The organism is Azospirillum sp. A1-3, from assembly GCF_023806445.1.
In the GTDB taxonomy this organism is placed as follows: Bacteria; Pseudomonadota; Alphaproteobacteria; order Azospirillales; family Azospirillaceae; genus Azospirillum.
This window is the reverse complement of the sequence record NZ_JAMSLU010000003.1, coordinates 242,540-266,990: the sequence shown is the minus strand read 5'-3', so window position 1 is coordinate 266,990 and position 24,451 is coordinate 242,540. Positions and strand designations below refer to the sequence as shown.

Here is a 24,451-nt window from a genome sequence, read left to right as displayed (position 1 = left end):
GGACCGGCGGCGGCTTTGACACCACCGGTCCGTCCTTCTCAGGCGTCGCTTAAGAAGCGTCGTCCGATCAGTGCCCGGTTAGTGGATGACGAAGAAGTCGTTCGGGTGGTTGTGGATGTCCGCAGCCGAGACACCCTTCAGCGTGATGCTGTCGCCATGGCCGAGGTCGATCACGGCGTCGCCATGCTGGTCGGTGACGCGGGCGGCCAGATCGGCGGCGTCGGTCACCTTCAGACCATTGATGTTGCGGGAGATCTGCAGAACATCCTCGCCGGCCTTGAAGTCCAGGACCACGTCCTGGCCACCACCGCCCGAGAAGATGAAGACATCGTGGCCGGCGCCGCCGGACAGGATGTCGTTGCCCTTGCCGCCTTCGAGAATGTCGTTGCCGTCGTCGCCGAACAGCACGTCGTTGCCATCGCCGCCGGACAGCACGTCGTTGCCGGTGCCGCCATGCAGGATGTCGTTGCCCTTGCCGCCGTCGAGGATATCGTCGTGGCCGCCGCCGGACAGGATGTCGTCACCCTTGCCGCCGGTCAGAATGTCGTTGCCGTCCCCCCCGGACAGCACGTCATTGCCGTTGCCGCCATCCAGCACGTCACGACCGGCGCCGCCGATCAGAACGTCGTCACCACTCCCCCCCAGGATGATGTCGTCGCCCGAACCGCCGTCGATGATGTCGTTGCCGTTACCCCCCAGCAGCACGTCCGCGGCGGTGCCGCCATGGATCACGTCCGCCCCGTTCCCCCCGAACAGAGCGTCATGTCCATCGCCGCCGAGCAGAGTGTCGTTCCCGTTGCCCCCCAGCACCAGGTCGTTCCCCTGCCCGCCAACCAGCAGATCGTCATGATTCGTGCCGACATGCACGTCGTAGCTGCCCCCAGGAACCGTAGCCATCGTAGGTGTCTCCTTGCGATGTGATTGGGATTGTTGGGCCGTCTTTCGGCCTCGCTCAAAAGGCTGAGCTCGCCTTTCGGTGTAACCAAATCTATCGAGGGGATAGTGTGATAAAACTCGGGCACATGGAAGAGAAAGTTGAGTCAAGACAACGGATTCTTGCAGTAGAACGCATTGTCGATATTTTCAAAAAGACAGTTAGTCTGATTTACATCGAATTTCTAAGCAGTTTACGTTTTAAAAAATGATGGTCTATCCCTCATTCTGACTACAGAAGGGCCCCGGACCGGTGTCTACGCCAACCAAGATCCATTTTCGTTAAAGGATGGTTTTCAAATCTGGTTGGTCCAAACAAAGCCACAGAAGCCAAGGACGCATTGTCGCCTGATGCGTCGTCCCATTCGCGGATGTGCAAAAGGGCCGGCGTGGGGGACGCCGGCCCTTCCACGGGGCCGCTTGGCAGGGGATGGACACCCAAGCAAGGACCCCAGCCCACACCGGCCCGAACGGGGGAGGGCCGGGGGGATGGCGGTTCCGCTTACCGCTCGCGGAAGGCCCTCTGCAGGCCGTCGGTCAGCGGTGTCAGGAAATAATCGATGGCACGGCGGGCGTGGCCGTGGATCATCACTTCAGCCGGCATGCCGGGATGCAGCTCGACATTCGGCAGGGCCTTCAGCTCCGCCGCATCCATGCTGATCCGCGCCGCGAAGTAATAGGCGCCGGTGCGCTCGTCCTCCAACTGGTCGGCCGACAGCGAAACCACCTGCCCGGCGACCGGCGGCACGGCGCGCTGCCGATAGCCGGTCAGCTTCACCATGGCCTTGCTGCCGACCTCCACATTCTGAACGTCGTGCGGGGAGACGCGCGCCTCCACGATCATGGCGTCGTCCTGCGGCACGATATCGAGGATGCCGGCGCCGGTGGGGATCACGCCGCCTGGGGTGAAGAATTTCAGACCGGTCACGCGCCCGGCCTGCGGTGCGGTGACCGCCTGGCGCAGCAGCACGTCATCGGCGCTGCGCAACCGTTCCAACAGGTCGGAAACGCTGGCCTGGGCCGCCTGCAGATCGGTCGACACCTCCGACCGGCGGGTGTTGCCGATGTTGATCATGGTCAGCTCGGCGGCGGCGATGGCCTGTTCCGCCTTGGACTTGTTCGCCATCAGCTCACCCAGCCGGCCTTCGGAGTCGGCGACGTTCCGCTGAAGCTCCAGCATCCGTGGCCGGCGCTCGTATCCCTTCGCCAGCAGGCCCTGCACCACCCGCAACTCGTCCTGGGTGTAGCGCAGCCGGTCGGCGGTGGCGACGCGCTGGGACTCCAGAGCCACGATCTCGTCGCGCAGCTGTGAGATTTGTTTGCGCTGGATTCCCAGCTGGGCCTCGTAGCTGTCATGGCGGGACCGAAACAGCCGCTCCTCCACAGACATCGCCTCGGCCGCCACCGGATTGTCGCGGGCGGCCTTCACCAGTTCCTCGGCGAACAGAGGATTCGGCGCGTCCGACTGTTCGGCGCGCAGACGTCCCAACTTCGCCAGCGCGGTCCAATACTGTCCCTGCAACTGCGCGACCACGGCCTGGCTTTGCGTGGAGTCCATCCGCAGCAGCACCTGGCCGGCCTGCACGAGGTCGCCGTCCTTGACCAGCAGGTCGCGCAGGATGCCGCCCTCCAGATGGGAGACGGTCTTGCGGTGGCTTTCCACCATCACGGTGCCGGCGGCCAGTGCGGCGCTGTCCAGGCTGGCGGTGAAGCCCCAGGTCAGGAAGCCGCCGAATCCGACCAGCACGGCCAGGGCACCCGCCAGCGCGGTGCCGCGCAGCGACGGTTCGACCGGCGCCATGTCGATGGTGGCGGTCCAGACGGGCTGGGATGACAGAAGGGGTGTATCACCGGTCATCGCTGTTCTCCGCTGCGGACGAGGCGGGTCACGCCGGCGGGTACGCCGCCGGGCTGCACCAGTTTCAGGACGTCGCTGCGGGCGCCGAAATGCTCGACGGCGCCCTCCTTCATCACCACCAGCTTGTCGGCGATGGCGACGATGGAGGGGCGGTGGGCAATCATCACCACCGTCGTGCCGTCGGCCTTCACCTTGTGCACGGCGTTCAGCAGCGCCTGCTCGCCCTCATGGTCGAGGTTGGAGTTGGGCTCGTCCAACACCAGCAGGCGCGGACGGCCGAACAGGGCGCGGGCCAGCGCGATGCGCTGCCGCTGGCCGCCGGACAGGGAAAAGGCGCTGTCGCCCACCGGCGTGTCGTAGCCGAAGGGCAAGCGGCCGATCATCTCGTGCACCCCCGCCAGCCGGGCGGCGCGGACGATCTCCGCCGGATCGGCGCTGGCCATGCGGGCGATGTTCTCGCCAATGGTGCCGTCCAGCAGGGCCACCGACTGCGGCACGTAGCCGACATATTTGCCGAAGCTCTCGCGCTCCCACAGATAGGTGCTGGTGCCGTCCAGATAGATGCCGCCGGCCGTCGGCTGCCAGACGCCGACCAGCAGGCGGGCCAGCGTCGATTTGCCGGCCCCCGACGGGCCGATGACGCCAAGCACCTCCCCCGCCTCGATCGCGAAAGAGACGTTGCGCAGCACCGGGCGGCTCAGCCCGGCCGGCACATGGCTGACGCGGTCGACGGTCAGCGCGCCGGTGGGTTGCGGCAGCGGCATGGTGGAGCGGGCCGAAGCGCCGTTGTTCAGCAGGTCGCGGATGCGGCGGTGCGCCTCCAGCGCCTTTACCCATTGGCGCCAGCCGTCCACCAGCTGTTCGAAGGGATGCAGCAGCCGCCCGGTGATGAGGCCGGCGGCCATCATGCTGCCGGGGGTCACCAGATTGTCGATCACCAGCGTGGCGCCGGCGGCGATCACGCCGACCTGAAGGATCATCCGCAGCGAGCGGGAGGACGCGGCGAGCCCGCGCGACAGGGTGGCGCCGCGGTCGATCATCCCGGCCGATCCACTCTGCGCCGCCTGCCAGCGCCGGGCCAGGGCCGGCAACATGCCCATCGCCTCGATGGCTTCGGCATGGCGGACGGTGCCGGCGATGTCGGCGAAGACGCGGGCCGAGGCTTCGTTCGCCTGGGCCATCGGGCGGCGGGTCAGCATATCGGTCAGCACGCCCATCACCAGCAGCACCAGCGCCGAGATGATGGCGAGCACGCCATAGACCGGGTGCAGCAGGAACAGGATCGCCAGAAAGATCGGCGCCCAGGCCAGTTCCAGCGGGGCGGTCACCGCGCTGCTGGTCATGAAGCTGCGCAGGTCGTTCAGGTCGCGCATGGTCTGCGCCGCATTGCGCGGGCCGCCCGACAGCGCGTCGACGATGGAGGCCTCCAGCGCCGGGACGTTGAAGCGGTGCGCGATCACAGCGCTGGTCACCAGGAAGGCGCGGGCGCGGATGAAGTCCAGCACGCCGTACAGCGCCAACGCCCCCACCGCGATGATCGCCAGCATCGTCAGCGTTTCCAGGCTGCGGCTGCTCATCACCCGGTCGTAGACCTGCATGGTGAAAAGCGGCAGCACCAGCATCAGGACGTTCACGAACAGGCTGAGGACGCCGGCCAGCAACAGGCCTTGTCCGATCTTCCGGTAGGCTTGGGTCAGCAGGGGCCGATCCACGGAACTCATCTTCGATCCTTCCTGATGGAGGACTCGCCGGCTCGCGCGGCGCTTGAAATCGGGAAAACACAAAAAGCTGCCGGCGGCGACGACACGCGGGACAGGAAGCCGGCTGGGGGGATGCCGGATGCGAACGGTCCCGTGAACGGGCGGTCGCCTATGGATGGACAGATCCGGACGCGGGGGGAGGCGTCGGCGGACTTGGCACGCTTAAGCTTTACACCGGGGACATTTTAGAGACGTGTGACAAGTTTCGGCCGGCACTCCTTTCCAGCATCCGAAAAAGGGGTATCTCCGCCTCTGTAAGTCTCTGATAGAAAACGGGAAAACAGCGCTTCACCGAAGGTCTTAGGCCGTTGGTGGCGTATTTTGCAGCCATCTGGTCAGACGCATCCGACATCGTGCATGCTGCGACGCGATGAATTTGCGCAAGGCGCCGTGATCCCCCCATCCGGCCTGCCCTGCACCGCCCCCCGCTTTCCTTCCACCATGCCGGCCGCCCGTTTCAGGCTGCGGCCCAAAGACCGGTTCAAGGAAACCCACGCTCCATGACGACCTCGAAAACCATTCTCGTTACCGGCGGCGCCGGCTATGTCGGCAGCCACTGCGTGGCGGAACTTCTCGACCGCGGCCACCGGGTCGTGGTGTTCGACAATCTGCGCCAGGGCCATGCCGCCGCCGTTCCGGCCGAGGCGACCTTCATCCAGGCCGATCTGGCAGACGAGGCGGCGCTGGCCCGCGTGTTCGGGCAGTGGCGCTTCGATGCGGTGTTCCACTTCGCGGCGTTGTCCGTGGTTGGCGAATCGATGCGCGACCCGCACGCCTATCTGCACGGCAACACCGTCACCTCGCTGAACCTGATCCGCGCCGCGGTGAAGGCGGGGGTGATGAAGCTGGTTTTCTCCTCCACCGCCAACCTGTTCGGCTCGCCCAAGCGGATCCCGATCGACGAGGATGAGGCGATCGATCCCGGCAGCCCCTATGGCGAATCGAAGTTCATGATCGAGCGCGCCCTGCATTGGGCCGACCGCTGCCATGGGCTGCGCTCCGCCTGCCTGCGTTACTTCAACGCCGCCGGCGCCCATCCAAACGGGCAGCTCGGCGAGGATCACAGCCCGGAGACGCATCTGATCCCGCTGGTGATGGACGCCGCCACCGGCAAGCGCCCGCACATCGAGATCTTCGGCGACGATTACGACACGCGCGACGGCACCTGCATCCGCGACTATATCCATGTCTGCGATCTGGCCGACGCCCATCTGCGGGTGCTGGACGCGCTGGACGAGCGGTCGGTCCGCTACAACCTCGGCAACGGCACCGGCTACAGCGTGCGCGAGGTGATCGCGTCGGTGGAGCGCATCACCGGCCGCACCGTCCCGGTGAAGGTCGGCCCGCGCCGCCCCGGCGACCTGCCGGTGCTGATCGCCTCGTCGGAGCGCATCCGCCGCGACCTCGGCTGGCAACCGCGCTTCCCGGAGCTGGACAGCATCATCGGCAGCGCCTGGGCGTGGCGCAGCGCACATCCCAACGGCTTCCGCGGCCTTGCCGCCGCGGCGGAGTGAGGCAGCAGGAAGGACGACGGCAATGGTAGAGCCGGGATCATGGACGCGATGAGCAACCTGAACTGGGACGATGACGACGCGCCCGAACCGGGTCCGGACGACAGCTCCGCAGACCGGAGCGGCGGCAAGCCCGGCGAGGCTCTCGACCTCGCCGACTTCCACGGCATGGCGCGCCTGATCGAGCGGATGCACCGCCGCTATCTCGACGTCGTCCGTGTCGGGCTGTCCAAGCAGGGCATCGAGGACATCGGGCCAGTGCAGGCGCTGATGATCATGCTGATCGGCGAGGACGAGCTGTCGGTCCGCGACCTGATGGAGCGCGGCTATTACCTGGGCTCCAACGCGTCCTACAGCCTGAAGATCCTGGTCGACGCCGGATACATCAACCGGGCCGCCAATCAGCGCGACCGCCGCACCGCCCGCCTGCAGTTGACCGAAAAGGGGCGGGAGCTGTGGGAGGGGCTGCGGCGGATGGAACAGGCGCAGGCCGAGGCGCTGGTGCGCAACGAGACCGAGGTCCGCGACCTGAAGGCCAGCTATCGCACGCTCCGCCGGCTCGACCGGTTGTGGGGCGACATGGTCCGCTACTCCTGCCTCGATTTCGATTGAAGGTCTTCCTCCGATGCCGCAGCCGGGTGCCATGATGCCACACGCCGCCGCCCACCCCGACACCCCCCACCCCAACGGCCTGTCGTCCAAGGACGTGGAGCGGCTGCTCGTTTCGCCGAACGCGGAAACGCGGATCGAGACGATGAACAAGCTGTTCCACGACCTGGAGGCGGGCGCGCTGAGCCCGGCCGAACGGTCGCTGGCAATCGAGGTGGTGCATTGCTTCGCCGGCGACGCCCAGGTGGCGGTGCGCGAGGCGGTAGCCTGGCAGTTGCGCAACAGCCCGCTGCTGACCGAGGATCTGGCGGAGCGGCTGGTGCGCGATGTCGGCCGGGTGGCCTTCCCCATCCTGCGCGATGCCGCCGGCCTGACCGACGACCTGCTGCTGGACGTGCTGTCCGATCCCGATGCCGGCAAGCATGTGGCGGTCGCCAGCCGATCGAAGGTCTCGGCCCGCGTCTCCGGTGCGATCGCCGAGCGCGGCAACGTGATCGCGGTGACCGCGCTGCTGCGCAACGACGGCGCCGAGGTGCCGGACAGCGCGATGAGCCGCGCGCTCGACCGCTTCGGCCGAGTCCGCATGGTCAGCGAGGCGGCGGCGACCCGCCCCGGACTGTCGCTGGCGATGGTGGAGCGGGTGGTCGCCTTCGTGTCGGACAGCATGCGCACCACGCTGATGCAGGCCCACGGCCTGTCGCGCGAGCTGGTCGAACGGCTGGTGGAGCGCGGGCGGGAAGCCGCGACCATGCGCATGCTGCGCCCGGTGCTGCGCGGGGCGGAGGACATCGACGCGGTGATCCAGTGGCTGCACACCAATCGCCGCCTGACGCCGGTCCTGCTGTTCCGGGCGCTGTGCGCCGGCGACCTGGAGCTGTTCGTCGCCGGCATGGCGCTGCGCGCCGGCATCCCGCAGGAGAATGCCCGCCGGCTGGCCTGGGATGACGGCGAGCTGGGCATGGCGGCGCTGATGAAGAAGGCGACCGTCGCTCCCGGCCTGACCCACCCGTTCCAGGTCGCGGTTGGCGTCGCCAAGCGCATCGAGTATGAGGGCGAGGAGAGCCGGCGCGAGGATTTCCAGGCGGAGGTCATCAGCGAACTGTTCACCGCCTGCACGCCCACCAACGACTGGATGGTCGACGACCTGCTGCTGCAGCTGTTCGACCAGAAGTCCGACGAGGTGATCGACCGGGCGCTGGATCAGGCGGGGCTGCCCTTCTCGCCGGTGCGGACGGTGCAGTAGTCAGGTCATCCCCCTGCGGCCCCTCCCCCCGCCGCGACGCCGCGGAGGATGTCGGACATGCTGAGGATGGCCTCCGCCACCTCGATGATGCGCTTGTTCTGGTTCATCGCCGTCTTGCGGATCAGCTTGTAGGCCTCCTCCTCCGACAGGTTGCGGGTGGACATCAGCAGGCCCTTGGCGCGGTCGATCACCTTGCGTTCGTTGAGTGCCGCCTTGGCGGTCTCCAGCTCCAGGCTGACGTCGCGCAGGCGCTGGGACTGTGCCTGCACGACATCGAGGACGGAGCGCATCAGCTTCGGCCGCAGCCCGTCGGGGGCGTAGAGGCTGGAGGCGTCCTGCCCTGCCCCATTCAGTCCCGAGAAGCCGGGATCGGCATCGACCAGCACCATGGCGACCGGCACCACCGCGTCGGGGGCGCGCCCGCTCGCCTGTTCCAGATCGGCGCGGGCCTGAGCCAGCTTCGCCTCGCACAGGCGGCGGAGATCCTCGGTCAGCCGGTCCTCCACCGTCTTCAGCAGATCCATGCGGCGGGTGGAGCGTTCGAACCAGACCTCCGGCGTGATGCCCGACAGCTCGCCATGGCGGGCATCGTCGGAGAGCGCCACCGCGCGCATCCGCTCCACCTCCGCCACCGCCGGGTCGGCCAGGGCGGTGCGGAAGGCGGCGGCGTGGACGGGCTCGGCGAACTCCGCGAAGATGCGGAAGGCGCGGTTCTGCGCGTCAATCAACTGGGCGAGCCGCGCATGCTCGGCTCCGTCGAAGCGCCCGCGCGAGAAGCCGGCGCTGGCGGTCGCCCGCTCCTGCCCGGCGAACTCCTTGCCCTGGACGATGTTGAACAGGGCGACCAGGGCACGGGAGATCGCCGGGTCGGCGGCGATGTCGGCGGCCTCGAACACCACACTCAGCAGATGGCCGATGATGTCGGTGAAAGCCTTCACCGAATCCTGCGGCACCAGCGCCAGCGACGACACCTGACCGCGTAAGCCCGGCAGACCGTCCAGCGCGTGGAGCGCGATGGCGACGCGGCTGTAGAATTGCGCGCCGGAACTGAGGCGGTCGAGCTGTTCGTCCACCAGATCCAGCCGGTCACGCAGCACCGCCTCCAGCGCCTTGGCGTCGGCCTGCCAGCGGGCGCGGTCGTCGGCGAAGCGGCTGCCGCTGGAGCCCAGATAGATGGAGGAGGCGCCGCGTTCCTTCTGCAGAGCGTGGATGAGGGCGCTGAGATCCCGGACCAGGGCGCTGACCACCAGAAGCTGTTCGACGTCGCGGATGCGGCACAGCTTGGCGGCACGAAGAAATCGCGTCGCGGCGGCGCTGGTCCCGCTTTCGGCCCCGCTTTCCCGACTCTGCTGCTCCATATCCATGCGGCCCGTTCCCCCGACATCGCCCTGCCCCACGGGTCCATACGCAATGGATATGCCAGCTTGAACGCGCCCGCGGACCGGCCGGGAATGCGGCTTTTGCGCGAGATCCCGGAGGCGTTGCCGGAAAAATGGGCGGACGGTTGGCGCGAAGATGTGCAGCGCAACATCGAAGGGTTCGGCGCTGTTGGTAGGAGAGGATCCCCGTTTCTGAGTCGCCCCCCACGATGACCAAGAACCCGTTCATGAGCGCTTGGCTCTCCTGGGCCAACCGCGCCACCGGCATGTGGACCGCCGCGGCGATGTCGGCGGCCAGGCGCAACCAGGCGACGGCCCAATCGGCGATGATCAAGGCCATGATGACGCCGCCCAAGTCCGGGCACGCCAAGCCGAAGCGGAAAGCCAAGCCGGCGCGTTGAACCGGAACGCGTGAACCGGAACGCGTGAACCGGGCAAGGGGCAGCGTTGCCGCAGCCATGGCTTGACGGTGCGCGGAGGGAATGGCCAAATCCACCCCCTTCCGTTTCACGCGCAACCGTTCGAGACACGCCCCATGACCTCCGTTCGCATGCCTTCGTCGCGGCCGCCGTCGCGCTGGGCGAACCTGTTCACCGACCGGCCCGTCACCTGCATCGAGGATCTGCGGCAGCTGGCGGAATGGCGCGTGCCGCGGATGTTCTACGATTACGCGGATTCCGGCTCCTACACCGAATCGACCTACCGCGCCAACGAGTCCGACTTCGGCCGGATCAAGCTGCGCCAGCGCGTGGCGGTGGACATGACCAACCGGACGCTGGCCAGCAGCATGGTCGGCCTGCCGGTGGCGATGCCGGTGGCGCTGGCCCCGACCGGCCTGACCGGCATGCAGCATGCCGACGGCGAGATCCTGGCCGCCCGCGCCGCAGCCAAGGCCGGCGTGCCCTTCACCCTGTCCACCATGAGCATCTGTTCCATCGAGGACGTGGCGGAGAACACCGACAAGCCCTTCTGGTTTCAGCTCTACGTCATGCGCGACCGTGCCTTCATCGACAAGCTGATCGACCGGGCCAAGGCGGCGGGCTGCTCGGCGCTGGTGCTGACGCTGGATCTGCAGATCCTCGGCCAGCGCCACAAGGACATCAAGAACGGGCTGTCGACCCCGCCGAAGCTGACCATCGGCAACATCCTGGACATGGCGACCAAGCCGCGCTGGTCGATCAACATGCTGCGCACCCATCGCCGCACCTTCCGCAACATCGTTGGCCACGCGACGGGGGTGAGCAACCTGTCGTCGCTGTCGTCCTGGACGGCGGAACAGTTCGACCCGACGCTGAACTGGGACGACGTGCGCCGCATCCGCGACCGCTGGGGCGGCAAGCTGATCCTGAAGGGCATCCTCGATCCGGAAGACGCGGTGATGGCGGCCGACACCGGTGCCGACGCGCTGATCGTCTCCAACCATGGCGGGCGGCAACTGGACGGCGCGATTTCCTCGATCGCGGCGCTGCCGGCCATCGTCGAGGCGGTCGGCGACCGCATCGAGGTGCTGATGGACGGCGGCATCCGCTCCGGCCAGGACGTGGTCAAGGCTCTGGCGCTGGGCGCCAAGGGCACCTTCATCGGCCGCGCCTTCCTCTATGGACTGGGCGCCGGCGGCGAGGCCGGCGTGGCCCAATGCCTGGAGATCATCCGCAAGGAGATGGACGTGACCATGGCCATGTGCGGCCTGCGCGACATCAAGGACGTGACCTCCAACATCCTGGCCGGAAAGCCGAACTTCGGGGTTTGACCGGGGCGGCTGGTGGTTGCGGTGGGGTGGAACGGCGTGGAACGTTTTTCCGGTGCTGTTCCATCCCGCCGGGCTCAGGGCCGCCGGGCTCAGGGCCGCCGGAGTCAGGAGCGGCGGGTGAAAGGCCCCGACCCGCCGCGCAGCCGCGGAAAGGGCGGGAGGTTGGGATAGGGATCGTCGGGGTTGACGGTCCAGGGATAGACGCCCTTCGGGCCTTCGGATTCCGGGCGGGCGAGGATCGCGGCGACGGCCCGCGGATCGGGCGGCGTGCGTTCGCGCAACGCACCGGGGACATCGTCATCGAGTTCGGGGACGGTGACGGCGGGCGGGTCTTCGGGCCTGGGCGGTTGCGGGCCGGGCGATTGCGACTTGGCGTCGGGAAGATCCCTGGGAGTATCGAGGCCGGCGAAGAGACCGAGGCGTTCGGCCAGCCAGCGGACGGTGGAGGGATCACCGGCGGAGACCAGCCGTTCGATCTGCTCCGCCACCAGGGCGCGGAGAGAGGACAGGCGCAGTTCGGCCTCGCGGTTCAGGGCTTCACGCTCCCACCAGACGCGGATACGGAAATCCTTGGAGCCGTAATAGGCGCGCCAGAGAGTCGTCCGGCTGCAGCCCATGGCGCGGGCGACGTTGAGGAAGCTGCTGCCGCGCGCCAGCATGCCGGCGGCCATCACCCATTGCTCCTCGTGGAACTGCGAGCCGGGGACCAGAGAGCCGTCGGCAGGAACCGGCGGTTCTTCGGCCCAGCACGGGAAATGGTCGTCTTTCAGCGTACGGGGATCGACAGGCATGGGAAGCACGGGAATCGCTTGAAGACATTCATGTCTTTCCATGAATGAGAGCGCCGAGGTAATCGGTTGACCAAGCAGCCATTTTCCGACGCACCTTGAGGGAATTTCGATCCTGGGGGGCTTTGAGGAGGTTGATGGCCATCCGTTTGACCAGGGCCATATTCCTAGGGCCAAAGCGGCTGCGGACGCGGGCGTGATCGTCGCCGAACACCACGTCGAGCACCCAGTGCAGAGCGTTCTCGATGCCCCAGTGCCCGCGCACCACGGCACCGAATGCGGCGGCGTCGAGCGGGCGCGAACTGAGGTAATAGCGCCGCGACTGGCTGAGGGCGCCGTTGCACTCGACGCTGGCTTCAATCAGCGCCACCGCCGCCAACTGCGGCCAATCATGCCGGCCCTTCAGCCATGCCACATCGTGCAGCACGTAATGACGGCGCACTTCGATGCGCCCGTGGTCGCCGTCGGTGGTCTGCGCCACCACCAGTCCGAAGTCGCCGTGTAGCCGGCGCTCCTCGAAAGCACGCCGCACGCTGGCGTGCAGGCCACGCTGGTTGGCCTTGAGCGCCAGCACATAGTCTGCACCTTGTCCGACGATCTGCTCGGCCAACTCGCGCTGACAGCCGATGGCGTCGATGGTCACCAGACAGCCAGGCAGAGCCACCCGTTCGAGCAGGCGCGGCAACGCGGTGATCTCGTTCGATTTGTCGGCCACCGCTTCCTGCGCCAGAACCAGACGCTGCCGACTGGCCCAAGCCGAGACCACATGCAGCGGGCGCGCTCCGGTGCGCCGGCTGCCCGAGCGCCGCATGGTCTTGCCATCCAGCGCGACGATCTCCGGGGCGCCGCCACACACCTCATCCACCCAAGCGGCGAAACACTCTTCGAACAGATCGGCGTCGAGCGCGTTGATCACGTCGTTGAGCGTGTCATGGCTGGGAACCCCGCGGGTGAACGGTGCGAAGCCGCGCAGAAAGCCGAGATGCTGACGTCCCCAGGCAGCCATCTCGACGAAATCGTCACAGCCGCTCAACGTGCCGCACAGCACCACCAGCAATACCTCGCGCAACGGATACACCACTTTGCACGCTTGGCGAGGGTCCTCCAGACCGCCCAGATGCCACAGAACTCCACGAACCGCTTCTTCTCCCTCCATCCAAACCTCCCTCCATGCGGAGGTTCCTATGAATCACAACCGCGTCACCACGGGAATCCTACAAGCGATTTCTTCAAGCGATTGCCCTGGCATGGGAAGGCTCCGCGGAATGAGGGATTCCGTCGAAGATTATAGGTATATGGTCTGTTTTATAGGATTATTTACAAATCCGCTCTTCCATGCCGCCGCGCCCATGCAAGTCGACCGCTTCGTCCAGATAGCGGTACAGCGCCGCCGCGGCCTCGGCCGGATCGCTACGCCCGGCACTGCGGGACCGCGCTTCGGCCGCCGCCTCGGCGAAGGCGGCCGGATCGTCGGCCAGCAGGGCGATCCGGTCCACGGCGGCGGCGTAATCGGGCACGACAAACCGGGGGCCGATGACGGCCGACACGTCGCCGACCGGCAGCGACACCGGGACCACGCCGGCGGCCAGCGCCTCAGCGGCGCTCGCTCCGCCGCCGGTGCGCCGCGGATTCACATAGGCGTCCGCCGTTTGCATCAAACCCGCCATGTCGGTCACATAGCCCAGGTGGAACAGGCGTCCGGCATGTCGCGACCCTTGCAGGCGCTCAGGAATTGCTGCCGCTTCACCGGCGAACGCCACCGCCACCCGAGGCACACGGTCGATGAGGGATTCCAGCATCGCGAGGAAGGCGCCGTCGGCCTCCTCGTCCAGCCGGTTGCCGATCACCAGACAGAGGAAGGCATTATCCGGCAGGCCGTAGCGGGCCCTGGTTGTCGCCTTGGTCGTGGCGGCCCCGGCGGTCGCCGGCCCGTCCGGTTCCGGCGCACCGATCAGTGAATGCAGAAAGCGGAAGGGCCGCCATGACGTGGCGAGCGGACCGCTTGCCGGTCGGCCGCCACCGCCGAAATCCAGCACGATGTCGGCCAGCGAGGGGATGGCTCCGCTGGTGGTGGGGATGCACAGGGTCGGTCGCGCCGCCGCCAGCAGGTCGGCGATGATGACCGATCCGCCCAGCGACACCACCACGTCCGGGTCGTGCCATTCGACCGCGCGCAGGAACCAGTCGATCTTTTCCCGGCTCAGCCCACGGGCGGTCGAGGACAGCATTCGGAAGTTGCGACCGTCCGCCTCGATCACCTGCTTGCCGTCGAAGGCCGGCTCCACGGAGGACGCGAAGGACGGCACGAACAGGCTGTGGATGTCGGCGGGCATGATGTTGGTGTTGAGGATCACCACCTCCCGGCCGCAGCGTTCCTCCAGAACCGTGGCATAGGACAGCAGGTCGCGCGACGGCTGGTGACGCAGGGAAAGAAATTGGTTGGTCACCAGCACGACCCGTCGGGTGGCCGGGTTGCCCGCCAAGCGGGGCTGCGGCGCGGCGCCGAACCGGTCACGGATCGCCGCGATGAGGCGGGTGTAGTATGGAAACAGCCTGTCCTCGAAGAAGCCGGGCCGGCTCGCCCCGTCCATGCGCATCAGGAAAAGTTGGCGGCCCATGCAGCAATAGATGTGCAGCAACCGGTCGAGATCCGGGCTCCCGAACTCCGCGTCTATCAGGTCGAGCAGTTCGTCATAGTGGCGCAGGTCGCCGGTGATCGCGGCCATCGCCGACAGACGCAGGACCGGATCGGCATCGCGGGTGACGTGGCCCACCTGCAAGGCGCAAGCGGCGCGCTCGTCCGGCGGGGCAAGGCGGAGACGCTCCAGCGCTGCCTCGATCTCCCGCAATGCGGACGCGCTTTCCACCGGCCGCAGCATGGCGCGGCAGAGCGCGGCGACGGTATCCGCGGAATTTCCTGCCGACAGCTCCATGGCTCAACCCCCGGTAAGGCCACCCGGCCGCACCAGATCAAATTACCCGGCGCGCGGCAAGGAAAGTCTGACATGCGGCCGGGCGCCGCGGGGGAGCCGCAAACGCCTTTCCCGCAACACTCCCCGCCCTGCCCTGTTGTACCGGGGCAACGTGCCGCGCCGGCGCGTAAAGCCGGTGCAATGGGGGAGTGGTCCATGAGCGAACTCCGTGAGGGCAGCGCCACCGTCACCGCGGAGGCCGAGGCCTTCTATACCGAAAGCCTGAAGCTGCTGACCCAATCGGGCATCCCGTTCCTGCTGGGCGGGACATACGCGGTCAGCGCCTATACCGGGATCAACCGGCCGACCAAGGACATCGACGTCTTCTGCTGCGGCGGCGATTTCCCGCGCATCCTCTCCCATTTCCAGGACCATGGTTTTGAGACGGAGATCGAGGATGAACGCTGGATCGGCAAGGTCAAGCATGGCGATCTGTTCTTCGACGTCATCTTCAATTCCGCCGTCGCCATCAACCCGGTCAACGACCGCTGGTTCAAGGAGGAACACCGCGCGGTGATCTGCGGCGCCGACGTGCGGCTGGTGGCGCCGACGGAGATGATCTTCTCCAAATCCTTCGTCCAGATGCGCCACAAGTACGACGGGCCGGACGTAGCCCACATGATTTTGAAACAGCATGACAAGATCGACTGGAAACGGCTGCTCGCGCATATGGAGCAGTATTGGGAAGTGCTGCTGATCCACCTGCTGAACTTCCGGTTCATCTATCCGACCGAGCGCGACCGCATCCCCGACTGGCTGGTGGCGGAGCTGCTGGAACGGATGCAGGAGCGCGCCAAGCTGCCGGTCGCCCAGACCCGCATCTGCCGGGGCCGGCTGTTCTCGCGCGAGGACTACCTGATCGACGTCACCCAGTGGGGCTTCGCCGACGTGGTCGGGGAGGAGGGCACCAAGGAGAGCCTGAAGGAGAGTGGGAATGGATGAGCGCAGGCTGACCGTCGCCGCCATCGGCGACATCCATGTCGGCGAGACCACGCAATATCCCTATCGCGAGCTGTTCCAGGAGATCGCCGGCAAGGCCGACGTGCTGGCGCTGTGCGGCGACCTGACCAACCACGGCAAGCCGCGCGAGGCGGAAATCCTGGCCGACGCCCTGCGCTCCATCGGCATCCCGGTGGTCGCGGTGTTCGGCAACCATGATTACGAGTGCGGCCATCTGGAGGAGATCGAGCATATCCTGGCCCAGGCCGGGGTGCGGTTCCTGGACGGCGCGCCGCAGGAGATCGGCGGAGTGGGCTTCGCCGGGGTGAAGGGCTTCGGCGGCGGCTTCGGCAACCGGATGCTCGACAGCTTCGGCGAGCCGGCGATCAAGCAGTTCGTCCACGAGGCGGTGAACGAGGCGATGCGGCTGGAAAGCGCGCTGCGGCAGCTGGACACCGAACGGGTGTTCGTCGTGCTGCACTATGCCCCCATCGCCGCGACGGTGGAGGGGGAGCCGACGGAGATCTTCCCGTTCCTGGGGTCGTCGCGGCTGGCGGAGACCATCGACCGCTTCGATAATGTCCGGGCGGTGGCGCATGGGCATGCGCATCACGGGAGCTATAGCGGGAAAACGCTGCGGGGGACGCCGGTTTACAATGTGGCGCAGACGATCCCCAAGGAGACGGGGCGGCCTTATGCGTTGATCGAGGTTTGAGTGCTTTGGGCGGTGCCCCCTCCCCATCCCTCCCCCGCTGACGCGGGAGAGGGGGCAGGAGCTTTGCGGGAGTTCAGCGGCAGTCCCCTCTCCCGCGAAACGCGGGGGAGGGTTAGGGAGGGGGCATCACGCCGACGAACGTACCCCCCTCAAAACACCCAAAGCTGCTCCGGCGGCAGGTGCAGCCAGTGCGTCCCGGCGGCCAGGGGGCGCCCGAACGCGCGCAGCGTCTGGTCGCCGCAGCGGAAGACATGCTCCCAGTGGCTGCCGAGATAGACGGAGGTCTCCAGCTCGGCCGGGATGCGGTTCTCGCCTTCCCCGTCCACCACTTCGACCTGTTCCAGGCGGATGACGCCGGTCGCCTCGTCCGACACGGACTTGCCGGCGCGGTCCTTCCCCCACAGGGGAATGCCGGACAGGTCGATGCGGGCGTAGCCGCCGCGCTTGTCCTGCACGCGGCTGCGGATCTGGTTGTTGACGCCCATGAACTCCGACGCGAACAGGCTGACCGGCTCGGTGTAGAGCTGTTCGGGCGTGCCGGCCTGGACGATGCGGCCGCCGTCGAGCAGGACGATGCGGTCGGCAATCGCCATCGCCTCGATCTGGTCGTGGGTGACGAAGACGGCGGTCAGGTTCATCCGCTTGATCAGGCTGCGGATCCAGATGCGCGCCTCCTCCCGCAGCTTGGCGTCGAGGTTCGACAGCGGCTCGTCGAGCAGGATGACCGGCGGGTTGTAGACCAGGGCACGGGCCAAGGCGACGCGTTGCTGCTGGCCGCCCGACATCTGGTGCGGGTAGCGCTCGCCGAGATGGCCGAGGCCGACGCCGTCCAGCACGGATGCGACGCGCTGCTGGAGGTCGGCCTTCGGCACGTTGCGCAGGCGCAGGCCGTAGGCGACATTCTCGAACACCGTCTTGTGCGGCCACAGCGCGTAGGACTGGAAGACCAGACCGAGGCCGCGCTTTTCCGACGGAACGTTGAGGCCGGCCGCGGCGTCGAACACCGGTTGGTCGCCGATCGAGATGACGCCCCTCTTCGGCTCCTCCAGACCGGCGATGGAGCGCAGCAGCGTGGTCTTGCCGCTGCCCGACCGGCCGAGCAGGGCGACGATCTCGCCCTGGGCGAAGGTGGCGGTGATGCCCTTCAGGATCTCGGTGTTGCCGTAGGACAGGTGCAGGTCGTCGATGATGAGCTTAGCCATGGGAGCGTTTCCCGAAGAGCGACATCAGCAGCAGGCCGCCGCCGATCATCGCGATGTTGATGGTGGACAGCGCGGTCACGAGATCGACGGCGCCGGTGCCCCACAGCGAGACCAGCAGCGAGCCGATCACTTCGGTGCCGGGGGCCAGCAGATAGACGCCGGTCGAATATTCGCGCATGAAGGTGACGAAGATCAGCAGCCAGCTGGAGAACAGGCCGACCTTGATCAGCGGGATCGTCAGGTCGCGCGACACCCGGCCGGGGCTGGCGCCGACGATGCGGCCGGCTTCCTCAAGCTCGGGACCGATCTGCAGCAGGGCGCCGCTGACCAGACGCATGCCGTAGGCGAGCCAGACCAGCGTGTAGGCGACCCAGATGGCGATCATGGTCTGGCGCAGCGGGGCCAGGAAGGGCGTGAACAGGAAGACCCAGAAGATCGCCAGACCGGCGACGAGGCCCGGCATGGCGCGCGGCAGCAGCACCAGATAGTCCATCAGCTTCGTCCAGCCCGACGGCCAGCGGTGGGCGGCGAGGTTGAGGACGGTGTAGACGCCGACCGACAGGGCTCCGCCGACGGACGCGATCAGCAGCGTGTTGACGATGCCGCGGGTCAGGTTGGGGAACTCCATCAGCTCGCGGAAATGGTCCAGCGTCAGCACGTCCAGCAGATTGACGCCCTCGCCCCAGCTCGACACGAAGGCGCGGAGCACGAGGCCGCTCAGCGGCACGACGACGGTGAACAGCAGCCAGGCGGTGATCATCGCCACAGCCGGCCAGCGCCAGACGCCGATCGACACCGGCTTCTGCGCCGCGGCCTTGCCCTTCACCGAGACGTAGCGGTTGGCGGCGCGCAGCAGGAAGCGCTGCAGGGCGACCAGAGGCAGGGCGATGCAGATGATCGCCACCACGACCACCGCCATCAGCTGGTAGGACGGGGTGCCGAGCTTGTTGGTCAGCTTGTAGAGGTAGGTGGCGAGAACCAGGATGCCTTCGGGGTCGCCCAGCACCAGCGGCAGGCCGAACAGCTCGAAGCCCAGGAAGAAGACCAGCACCGCCGAATAGAGGATGTTCGGCATCACCATCGGCAGGCTGACGGTCATCGCCGTGCGCAGTGGCCCGGCGCCGGTCATCCGTGCCGCTTCCTCCACGTCGGAGCCGAGGCTGCGCAGCGCCGAGGAGGTGTAGAGGAAGATGTGCGGGACGTGCGTCAGGCCGGCGATGACGATCAGCATCCACTTGGAATAGAGATACCAGGGGACATAGCCGAAGGTGCTCTTGAACCACAGCGTGACGAAGCCGGCTGGGCCGAGGCTGACGACGAAGCCGAAGGCCAGCACCACCGACGACACGAACATCGGCACCAGGATCACCGGCTCGATCCAGCGGCGGCCCGGCAGGTCGGTGCGGGTCATCAGGAAGGCGAGCAACGCGCCGACCGGCACCGCGATGGCGGTCATGCCGAAGGCGATGATGCACGAGTTGTAGAGGGCGTCGAAGAAATCCTCGTCGTCCAGAACGAACTCGTAGGCGCTCAGCGTGAAGGAGATCTTGGGCTGGAAGAACGGCCCGTCGAGGAAGCTCTGGTAGACGACCAGGCCGATCGGGGCCAGCACGGCAATCGCCATGGCGACGATCACCGCAATGCGCGTCGCGCGGTTCATGGGGGGATTTCCTTGAATTCGGCGGCTTCGGCGCCCTCCCCAGTGGGGGGATTCACCCTCTCCCCCCCGGGGAGAGGGTCGGGGTGAGGGGGAGGCGTTGGGTGGATTTTTGGGAGATGCGGGGCGCTTTCCGGCGAACTAAGCCACGCCATGCGTCCCCCTCACCCTAACCCTCTCCCCAGGGGGGAGAGGGGACTAAGCGCAGGGATGGAGAGGGGCTTACTTCCCCTGCAGGGCCTTCTGCCAATCCTTCAGGAACTTCAGGCGCTTGACCTGATCGAGGTAGGTCAGCAGTTCCGGACCGACATGGATCGGGCGCAGCGTGCTTTCCGGAACGCCGGCGGTCGGGTTCGACGCGGCCAGATCGGGGCGGATCGAGCCCATGTAGCGGGCCTGCATCGCCTGCTGGCCGTCCTTCGACAGCAGATAGTCGAGAAACAGCTTGGCGGCGTTCGGGTGCTTGGCGCCCTTCGGGATGAAGGCGATGCGCGACATCACGATGGTGTAGTCGGACGGCAGCACGACGCCCAGCGACTCCGGATCCTTCTTCTGACGCTCGAAGACGTAGGAGCCGATCATGTTGTAGCCGATGGTGTGCTCGCCCGAGGTCAGGCGCTCGATCATCGCGCCCGACGAGGTGTAGAGCTTCACCCCGGTCTGGCCCATCGCCTTCACCAGATCCCAGGTGCCCTTGCTGGCCTGCACGTCCTGGGTGATGTAGAGGAAGCCGACGCCGCTGCGCTCCGGATCGTAGGAGGTGACCTTGCCCTTGTAGGCGTCCGGCTTCTCGCTCAGCAGCTTGGCGAGGTCGGCGTGGGTCTTCGGTACGTCGGCGGCGGGGACGACGCGCTTGTTGTAGGCGAAGACGATCGGCTCGGCGGTGGTGCCGAAGGCCTCGTTCTTCCAGTTGGCCCAGTCGGGGATGTTCTTGGTTTCCGGCGAGCTGTAGGACTGGGCGTAGCCGTCATTGACCAGCTTCATCTGCAGGTCCATCGCCGACGACCACATCAGGTCGGTGGTGCCGGTGTTGGCCGCCGCCTCGCTGATGAAGCGGTTGTACATCTCGGTGGAGTTCTGGTCGGCGTATTCCAGCTTGATCTTGGGATAGAGCGCCTCGAACCCCTTCAGGAGTTCCGACACGGCCGCCGCGTCGGTGGCGGAATAGATGCTGAGCGCGCCTTCCTGGTTCGCCGCCTCGATGATCTTGGCATAGGACGGGTCGTAGCCGGCGGGGACGGACTGCGCCTGGGCGGTGCCGGCGGTGAAGGCCGGCATGGCTACGGTCAGGGCGGTCGCGACCAGAAGGGCCAGTTTGGTGCGCATCTTTTCCTCTCCTGTGGTTGGTTTCCACGGCGCCGTTGCGGGCCGGGTTGGTTGGGCTTACAAGCGACTTTGTCGTGACTATAGGCGGCCAACCTGTCGTCAATCTGTCGCGGGTTGAAATTGTTGGCGGAACGGAACGGGGGCGTTCGGATGATGGCCCGGTCGGACGGAGGGTGCCGCCCTTGCGCATCCTGATCGTGGAGGATGATGCGGCCCTGGCGCGCGGGCTGACCGCGTCGCTGAAGCTGGCCGGCTATGCCGTCGACCATGTCGCGTCGGGGGAGGAGGCGGCGCGGCTGGAGCGGGCGGAGCCCTATGGGCTGGTGGTGCTGGATCTGGGGCTGCCCGACTTGTCGGGGTTCGAGGTGCTGACGCGAATCCGCCGCCGCGGCTCCACCGTGCCGGTGATGATCCTGACCGCGCGGGAGGCGGTGGCCGACCGGGTAAAGGGGCTGGATCTCGGCGCCGACGACTATCTGCTGAAACCCTTCGACCCGGCGGAGTTCGAGGCGCGGGTGCGCGCGCTGATGCGGCGCGGCCAGGGAACGCCGGTGCCGGAGCTGGTGTGCGGGGCTTTGCGCTACGACCGCTCCACCGCGACGGTGACGCTGAACGGCCGGGTGCTGGATTTGCGCAAGCGCGAGCTGGCGGTGCTGGAGGGGCTGATCACGCGGGCCGGCAAGGTGGTGCCGAAGGACCGGCTGGCCGGCGAGGTGTTCGGCTTCGACGAGCCGGTGGCGCCCAACGCCATCGAGCTGTATGTCGCCCGGCTGCGCAAGAAGCTGGAGCCCGACGGGCCGCAGATCCGCACCATCCGCGGGCTGGGTTACCTGATGGAAGTCACATGATGGATTGCGGCTGATGGCGGTGTCACCGGCGGAACGGCGGGAGCGCGTGCCGTCGCTGCGGCGCCGGCTGCTGACCCGGCTGCTGGTGCCGCTGGGGGCGCTGGCGGTCGGGCTGGGCGTCGGCGGGTCGGCGCTGATCCACGGCTTCGTCCAGTCCACCCATGACCGGCTGCTGGCCGGCTCGACGCTCGCCATCGCCGAGAGGCTGGCGGTGGATGACGACAATGGCGAGGTGACGGTCGACCTACCCGCCGTCGCCTTCGGCATGCTGGAGAGTCAGGCGCGCGACAGCATCTATTACAACGTCGCCCATAAGGGCGAGGTCATCACCGGCTATCTCGATCTGCCGCTGCCGGACATCTCGAAGATGCCGACCAACGTCACGGTGTTCCGCGACGCGACCTATCGCGGCCATGCGGTGCGGGTGGCGGCGCAGATCCGGCGGCTCTACGGCGTGCCGCAGCCGGTGCTGGTCCAGGTGGCGGAAACCACGTCCGGGCGGCGCGCGGTGGAGGTCGATCTGCTGCTGTGGCTGACCCTGCTGGAGGTGGCGCTGGTCGGCGGCAGCGGCCTGCTGGTGTGGGGAGCGGTGGGGCGGGGGCTGGCGCCGCTGGGACGGCTGCGGCGGGTGATCGACAGCCGGTCGGCGCGCGGCGGAATGGCGCTGGTGCCGCTGCCGCTGGCCGTCGTGCCGGTGGAGGTGCTGCCGCTGGTGATCGCCATCAACGGGCTGCTGGCGCGGCTGGACCAGTCCATCGGCACCATGCGCCGCTTCACCGCCGACGCCTCGCACCAGCTGCGCACGCCGCTGGCGGTGCTGCGCACCCATCTGGCTCTGCTGCGCCGCTTCGGCACCGACAGCGCGGAGGGGGGCGCGGCACTGGACGATGTCGAGGGGGCGGTGAAGCGGCTGGAACGGCTGCTGGTCCAGCTGCTGGCGCTGGCCCGCGCCGACGAGGACGCGCCGGCGGTGCCGGCCGCGCCGGAGGTGACGGACCTGCGGCAGGTGGCGATGGAGGTCGCTGCGGAACAGGTGCCAGCAGCACTCGCCCAGGACATCGAGGTGCGGTTCGAGGGACCGGAAGACGGGGACGCCGGCCTGCGGGCCGTGGGCAACCCGGTGCTGGTGGGCGAATTGCTGGGCAATTTGCTGGACAACGCCATCCGCTACAACCGGCCGGGCGGCACGGTGACGGTGCGGGTTGGGGCTGGGCCTGTCCTGGAGGTCGAGGACGATGGCCCCGGCATCCCGGAGGCCGAGCGCGAGCGGGTGTTCGAGCGCTTCTATCGCCTGGACCGTCCGGGCGAGCCGCCGCGCACCGGCAGCGGGCTGGGGCTCGCCATCGTCCGCGCGCTCGCCGACCGGTTGGGGGCGGCCTTGCGGCTGGATGCCGGACCGGACGGCCGGGGACTGAAGGTGACGGTGATCCTGCGGCCGGCGGAGGGGGGCTGATTGGGTCGGGGTCCGGGGATGCATGTATTTTGCCCGAAATCTCCCTCTCCCCCCCCGGAGAGAGGGTCGGGGTGAGGGGGATGCACTATGTGGATGGGCAAGGATACGAGATGCTGCTCAGCCGACTAAGGCACGCTACGCAACCCCCTCACCCTAACCCTCTCCCCGGGGGGGAGAGGGGACGCCCTTCCCCACCCCAACCTCTGCCATGACAATTTTGTTAACCTGAGCTGCGCGGATATTTCGCTGCCTTCGGTTGCCAGTTCGCAGCTGCGGGACTATCTGACCGCTCCGCGCAGACTGTGCCGGCAAGGTGTTGGAAGTAAAGACTGTCCGGATAACGGACGATTATTTTCCCTCACCCCGGCTCGGTTCACGGAAGAAAGGAGCGGCTCTTGGCGTCTATTGCGCAGGAGACCGCGGAAAAAGGTCTGGTCGTCCCAAGGTGGACGGCCGAAAGAGGTCAGGGAAAGGGTCAGTCGCTATGCTTTGCAACATCGTCACCGTCGCCTCGCTGGGCGTCCTTCTGCTGTCGGGCATCGGCTTCAGCATCACCAAGACGCCGAAGCAGGACCGTCAGCATCAAACCGACATGCCGCGCCGCATGGCGGACGAGAACATCATGGGGTGATGCGTACCGCTGCCGCCGCTTGGCGGGAGCGCTTGTTTGATGCCCTCTCCTGAACCGGGGAGAGGGCGGTGGAACCGACCGGCGGATGTGCCTACACTCCAGGCGACCGTTTTCATTCGCCGGATGGACACAGCCGATGCCCACCCTCATTCCGCAACCGGCCGACGCGCTGGTCCTGATCGACATCCAGAATGATTTCTGCCCCGGCGGCGCTCTGGCGGTGGCGGATGGGGATGCGGTGGTGCCGGTGGCGAACCGGCTGGCGCGGCGGTTCGGCACGGTGGTCCTGACGCAGGACTGGCACCCGGCCGGCCACCGCTCCTTCGCCAGCGCCCATCCCGGCGGCATGGCGTTTTCTTCCGTCGAATTTCCCTATGGGCCGCAGGTTCTGTGGCCGGACCATTGCGTGCAGGGGACGGCGGGGGCGGAGTTCCATCCGGAGTTGGACACCACGCGGGCCGAACTGGTGCTGCGCAAGGGGTTCCGGGTGGGGATCGACAGCTATTCGGCCTTCTACGAGAACGACCGCAGCACGGCGACTGGGCTGGCGGGCTATCTGCGGGAACGCGGGTTTACGCGCGTGGTGCTGGCCGGGCTGGCGACGGATTACTGCGTCGCCTATTCGGCGGAGGACGCCGTGCGCTGCGGGTTCCAGGCGGTGGTGGTGGAGGATGGCTGCCGCGCCATCGATCTGGACGGGTCGCTGGAGAAAGCGCGGCGGCGGTTGGCGGAGTGCGGGGTGGTGTTTTGCCGGGAGGAGGAGATTCGCGAGGGGTGCTAAATCCCCTCTCCCCCCCGGGAGAGGGTCAGGGTGAGGGGGATCCGCTTCATGGATCTCTTCGGCTACGCCGAACCCCCTCATCCCAACCTTCTCCCC

Annotated in this window: 21 protein-coding genes; 11 read left to right on the top strand and 10 right to left on the bottom strand. The window is 67.3% G+C overall.

Annotation, left to right across the window (positions count from 1 at the left end):
• Window positions 1–78: 78 nt before the first annotated feature.
• From M5E06_RS19120 to M5E06_RS19110, 3 genes are all read right to left on the bottom strand, one after another.
• The gene (locus tag M5E06_RS19120) at window positions 79–897 is read right to left on the bottom strand and encodes a calcium-binding protein (RefSeq protein WP_252139562.1); all 819 of its coding nucleotides are present in this window, start codon (window positions 895–897) and stop codon (window positions 79–81) included.
• A gap of 538 nt (window positions 898–1,435) precedes the next feature.
• Window positions 1,436–2,791 (bottom strand): HlyD family type I secretion periplasmic adaptor subunit, encoded by a 1,356-nt coding sequence (locus M5E06_RS19115; RefSeq protein ID WP_252139561.1) that lies wholly within the window; start codon window positions 2,789–2,791, stop codon window positions 1,436–1,438.
• Window positions 2,788–4,512 carry a type I secretion system permease/ATPase gene (locus tag M5E06_RS19110; protein ID WP_252139560.1) on the bottom strand — a complete coding sequence of 575 codons (1,725 nt, stop codon included), beginning with the start codon at window positions 4,510–4,512 and terminating at the stop codon, window positions 2,788–2,790. Before M5E06_RS19110 ends, M5E06_RS19115 begins: the two co-directional genes overlap by 4 nt.
• 539 nt (window positions 4,513–5,051) lie before the next feature.
• Here M5E06_RS19110 and galE point away from each other — a divergent pair.
• The 3 genes from galE to M5E06_RS19095 are packed head-to-tail and all read left to right on the top strand — an operon-like array spanning window position 5,052 to window position 7,914.
• Entirely contained in the window at window positions 5,052–6,065 is a 1,014-nt protein-coding gene (galE, locus tag M5E06_RS19105; protein ID WP_252139559.1) for a UDP-glucose 4-epimerase GalE, read from the top strand.
• A gap of 39 nt (window positions 6,066–6,104) precedes the next feature.
• Entirely contained in the window at window positions 6,105–6,674 is a 570-nt protein-coding gene (locus M5E06_RS19100; RefSeq protein WP_252139558.1) for a MarR family transcriptional regulator, read from the top strand.
• Between the two features lie 31 nt (window positions 6,675–6,705).
• Window positions 6,706–7,914: a DUF2336 domain-containing protein gene (locus tag M5E06_RS19095; protein WP_252139557.1), complete on the top strand. Its 1,209-nt coding sequence runs from the start codon at window positions 6,706–6,708 to the stop codon at window positions 7,912–7,914.
• A gap of 5 nt (window positions 7,915–7,919) precedes the next feature.
• On the opposite strand, the gene M5E06_RS19090 is transcribed toward M5E06_RS19095, so the two are convergent.
• Window positions 7,920–9,278, bottom strand: coding sequence for a nitrate regulatory protein (locus M5E06_RS19090; protein ID WP_252139556.1), 1,359 nt, complete (start codon window positions 9,276–9,278; stop codon window positions 7,920–7,922).
• A gap of 242 nt (window positions 9,279–9,520) precedes the next feature.
• Between M5E06_RS19090 and M5E06_RS19085 the strand changes: the two genes are divergently transcribed.
• Complete coding sequence (locus tag M5E06_RS19085; protein WP_252139555.1) at window positions 9,521–9,694, top strand: hypothetical protein; 174 nt, start codon at window positions 9,521–9,523, stop codon at window positions 9,692–9,694.
• A gap of 134 nt (window positions 9,695–9,828) precedes the next feature.
• The gene (locus tag M5E06_RS19080; RefSeq protein ID WP_286208870.1) at window positions 9,829–11,043 is read left to right on the top strand and encodes an alpha-hydroxy acid oxidase; all 1,215 of its coding nucleotides are present in this window, start codon (window positions 9,829–9,831) and stop codon (window positions 11,041–11,043) included.
• A gap of 104 nt (window positions 11,044–11,147) precedes the next feature.
• Here M5E06_RS19080 and M5E06_RS19075 read toward each other — a convergent pair whose 3' ends face one another.
• From M5E06_RS19075 to M5E06_RS19065, 3 genes are all read right to left on the bottom strand, one after another.
• Window positions 11,148–11,834, bottom strand: a complete 687-nt coding sequence (locus M5E06_RS19075) for a hypothetical protein (protein WP_252139554.1) — start codon at window positions 11,832–11,834, stop codon at window positions 11,148–11,150.
• A 28-nt stretch (window positions 11,835–11,862) separates the two neighbouring features.
• A complete protein-coding gene (locus M5E06_RS19070) occupies window positions 11,863–12,987 on the bottom strand; it encodes an ISAs1 family transposase (protein ID WP_252139553.1) in 1,125 nt (374 codons plus the stop codon).
• A gap of 157 nt (window positions 12,988–13,144) precedes the next feature.
• The gene (locus tag M5E06_RS19065) at window positions 13,145–14,764 is read right to left on the bottom strand and encodes a glycosyltransferase (protein WP_252139552.1); all 1,620 of its coding nucleotides are present in this window, start codon (window positions 14,762–14,764) and stop codon (window positions 13,145–13,147) included.
• Window positions 14,765–14,959: 195 nt separating this feature from the next.
• Here M5E06_RS19065 and M5E06_RS19060 point away from each other — a divergent pair, with 195 nt between their 5' ends.
• Complete coding sequence (locus M5E06_RS19060; RefSeq protein WP_252139551.1) at window positions 14,960–15,745, top strand: nucleotidyltransferase family protein; 786 nt, start codon at window positions 14,960–14,962, stop codon at window positions 15,743–15,745.
• On the top strand, window positions 15,738–16,457 hold the full coding sequence (locus M5E06_RS19055) for a metallophosphoesterase family protein (RefSeq protein WP_252139550.1): 720 nt from the start codon (window positions 15,738–15,740) through the stop codon (window positions 16,455–16,457). The genes M5E06_RS19060 and M5E06_RS19055 overlap by 8 nt, the downstream gene beginning before the upstream one ends.
• 149 nt (window positions 16,458–16,606) lie before the next feature.
• Here M5E06_RS19055 and M5E06_RS19050 read toward each other — a convergent pair whose 3' ends face one another.
• The 3 genes from M5E06_RS19050 to M5E06_RS19040 form a co-directional block, all read right to left on the bottom strand.
• On the bottom strand, window positions 16,607–17,659 hold the full coding sequence (locus tag M5E06_RS19050; RefSeq protein WP_252139549.1) for an ABC transporter ATP-binding protein: 1,053 nt from the start codon (window positions 17,657–17,659) through the stop codon (window positions 16,607–16,609).
• Window positions 17,652–19,319 carry an ABC transporter permease gene (locus tag M5E06_RS19045; RefSeq protein ID WP_252139548.1) on the bottom strand — a complete coding sequence of 556 codons (1,668 nt, stop codon included), beginning with the start codon at window positions 19,317–19,319 and terminating at the stop codon, window positions 17,652–17,654. The genes M5E06_RS19050 and M5E06_RS19045 overlap by 8 nt, the downstream gene beginning before the upstream one ends.
• Before the next feature lie 219 nt (window positions 19,320–19,538).
• A complete protein-coding gene (locus tag M5E06_RS19040) occupies window positions 19,539–20,642 on the bottom strand; it encodes an ABC transporter substrate-binding protein (RefSeq protein WP_252139547.1) in 1,104 nt (367 codons plus the stop codon).
• A 182-nt stretch (window positions 20,643–20,824) separates the two neighbouring features.
• Between M5E06_RS19040 and M5E06_RS19035 the strand changes: the two genes are divergently transcribed.
• From M5E06_RS19035 to pncA, 4 genes are all read left to right on the top strand, one after another.
• Complete coding sequence (locus tag M5E06_RS19035; RefSeq protein WP_252139546.1) at window positions 20,825–21,490, top strand: response regulator; 666 nt, start codon at window positions 20,825–20,827, stop codon at window positions 21,488–21,490.
• Window positions 21,491–21,503: 13 nt separating this feature from the next.
• Window positions 21,504–22,943, top strand: a complete 1,440-nt coding sequence (locus M5E06_RS19030) for a sensor histidine kinase (protein WP_252139545.1) — start codon at window positions 21,504–21,506, stop codon at window positions 22,941–22,943.
• Window positions 22,944–23,427: 484 nt separating this feature from the next.
• Window positions 23,428–23,574, top strand: a complete 147-nt coding sequence (locus M5E06_RS19025) for a hypothetical protein (protein ID WP_199230930.1) — start codon at window positions 23,428–23,430, stop codon at window positions 23,572–23,574.
• Between the two features lie 136 nt (window positions 23,575–23,710).
• The gene (pncA, locus tag M5E06_RS19020) at window positions 23,711–24,355 is read left to right on the top strand and encodes a bifunctional nicotinamidase/pyrazinamidase (protein ID WP_252139544.1); all 645 of its coding nucleotides are present in this window, start codon (window positions 23,711–23,713) and stop codon (window positions 24,353–24,355) included.
• Window positions 24,356–24,451: the final 96 nt, after the last annotated feature.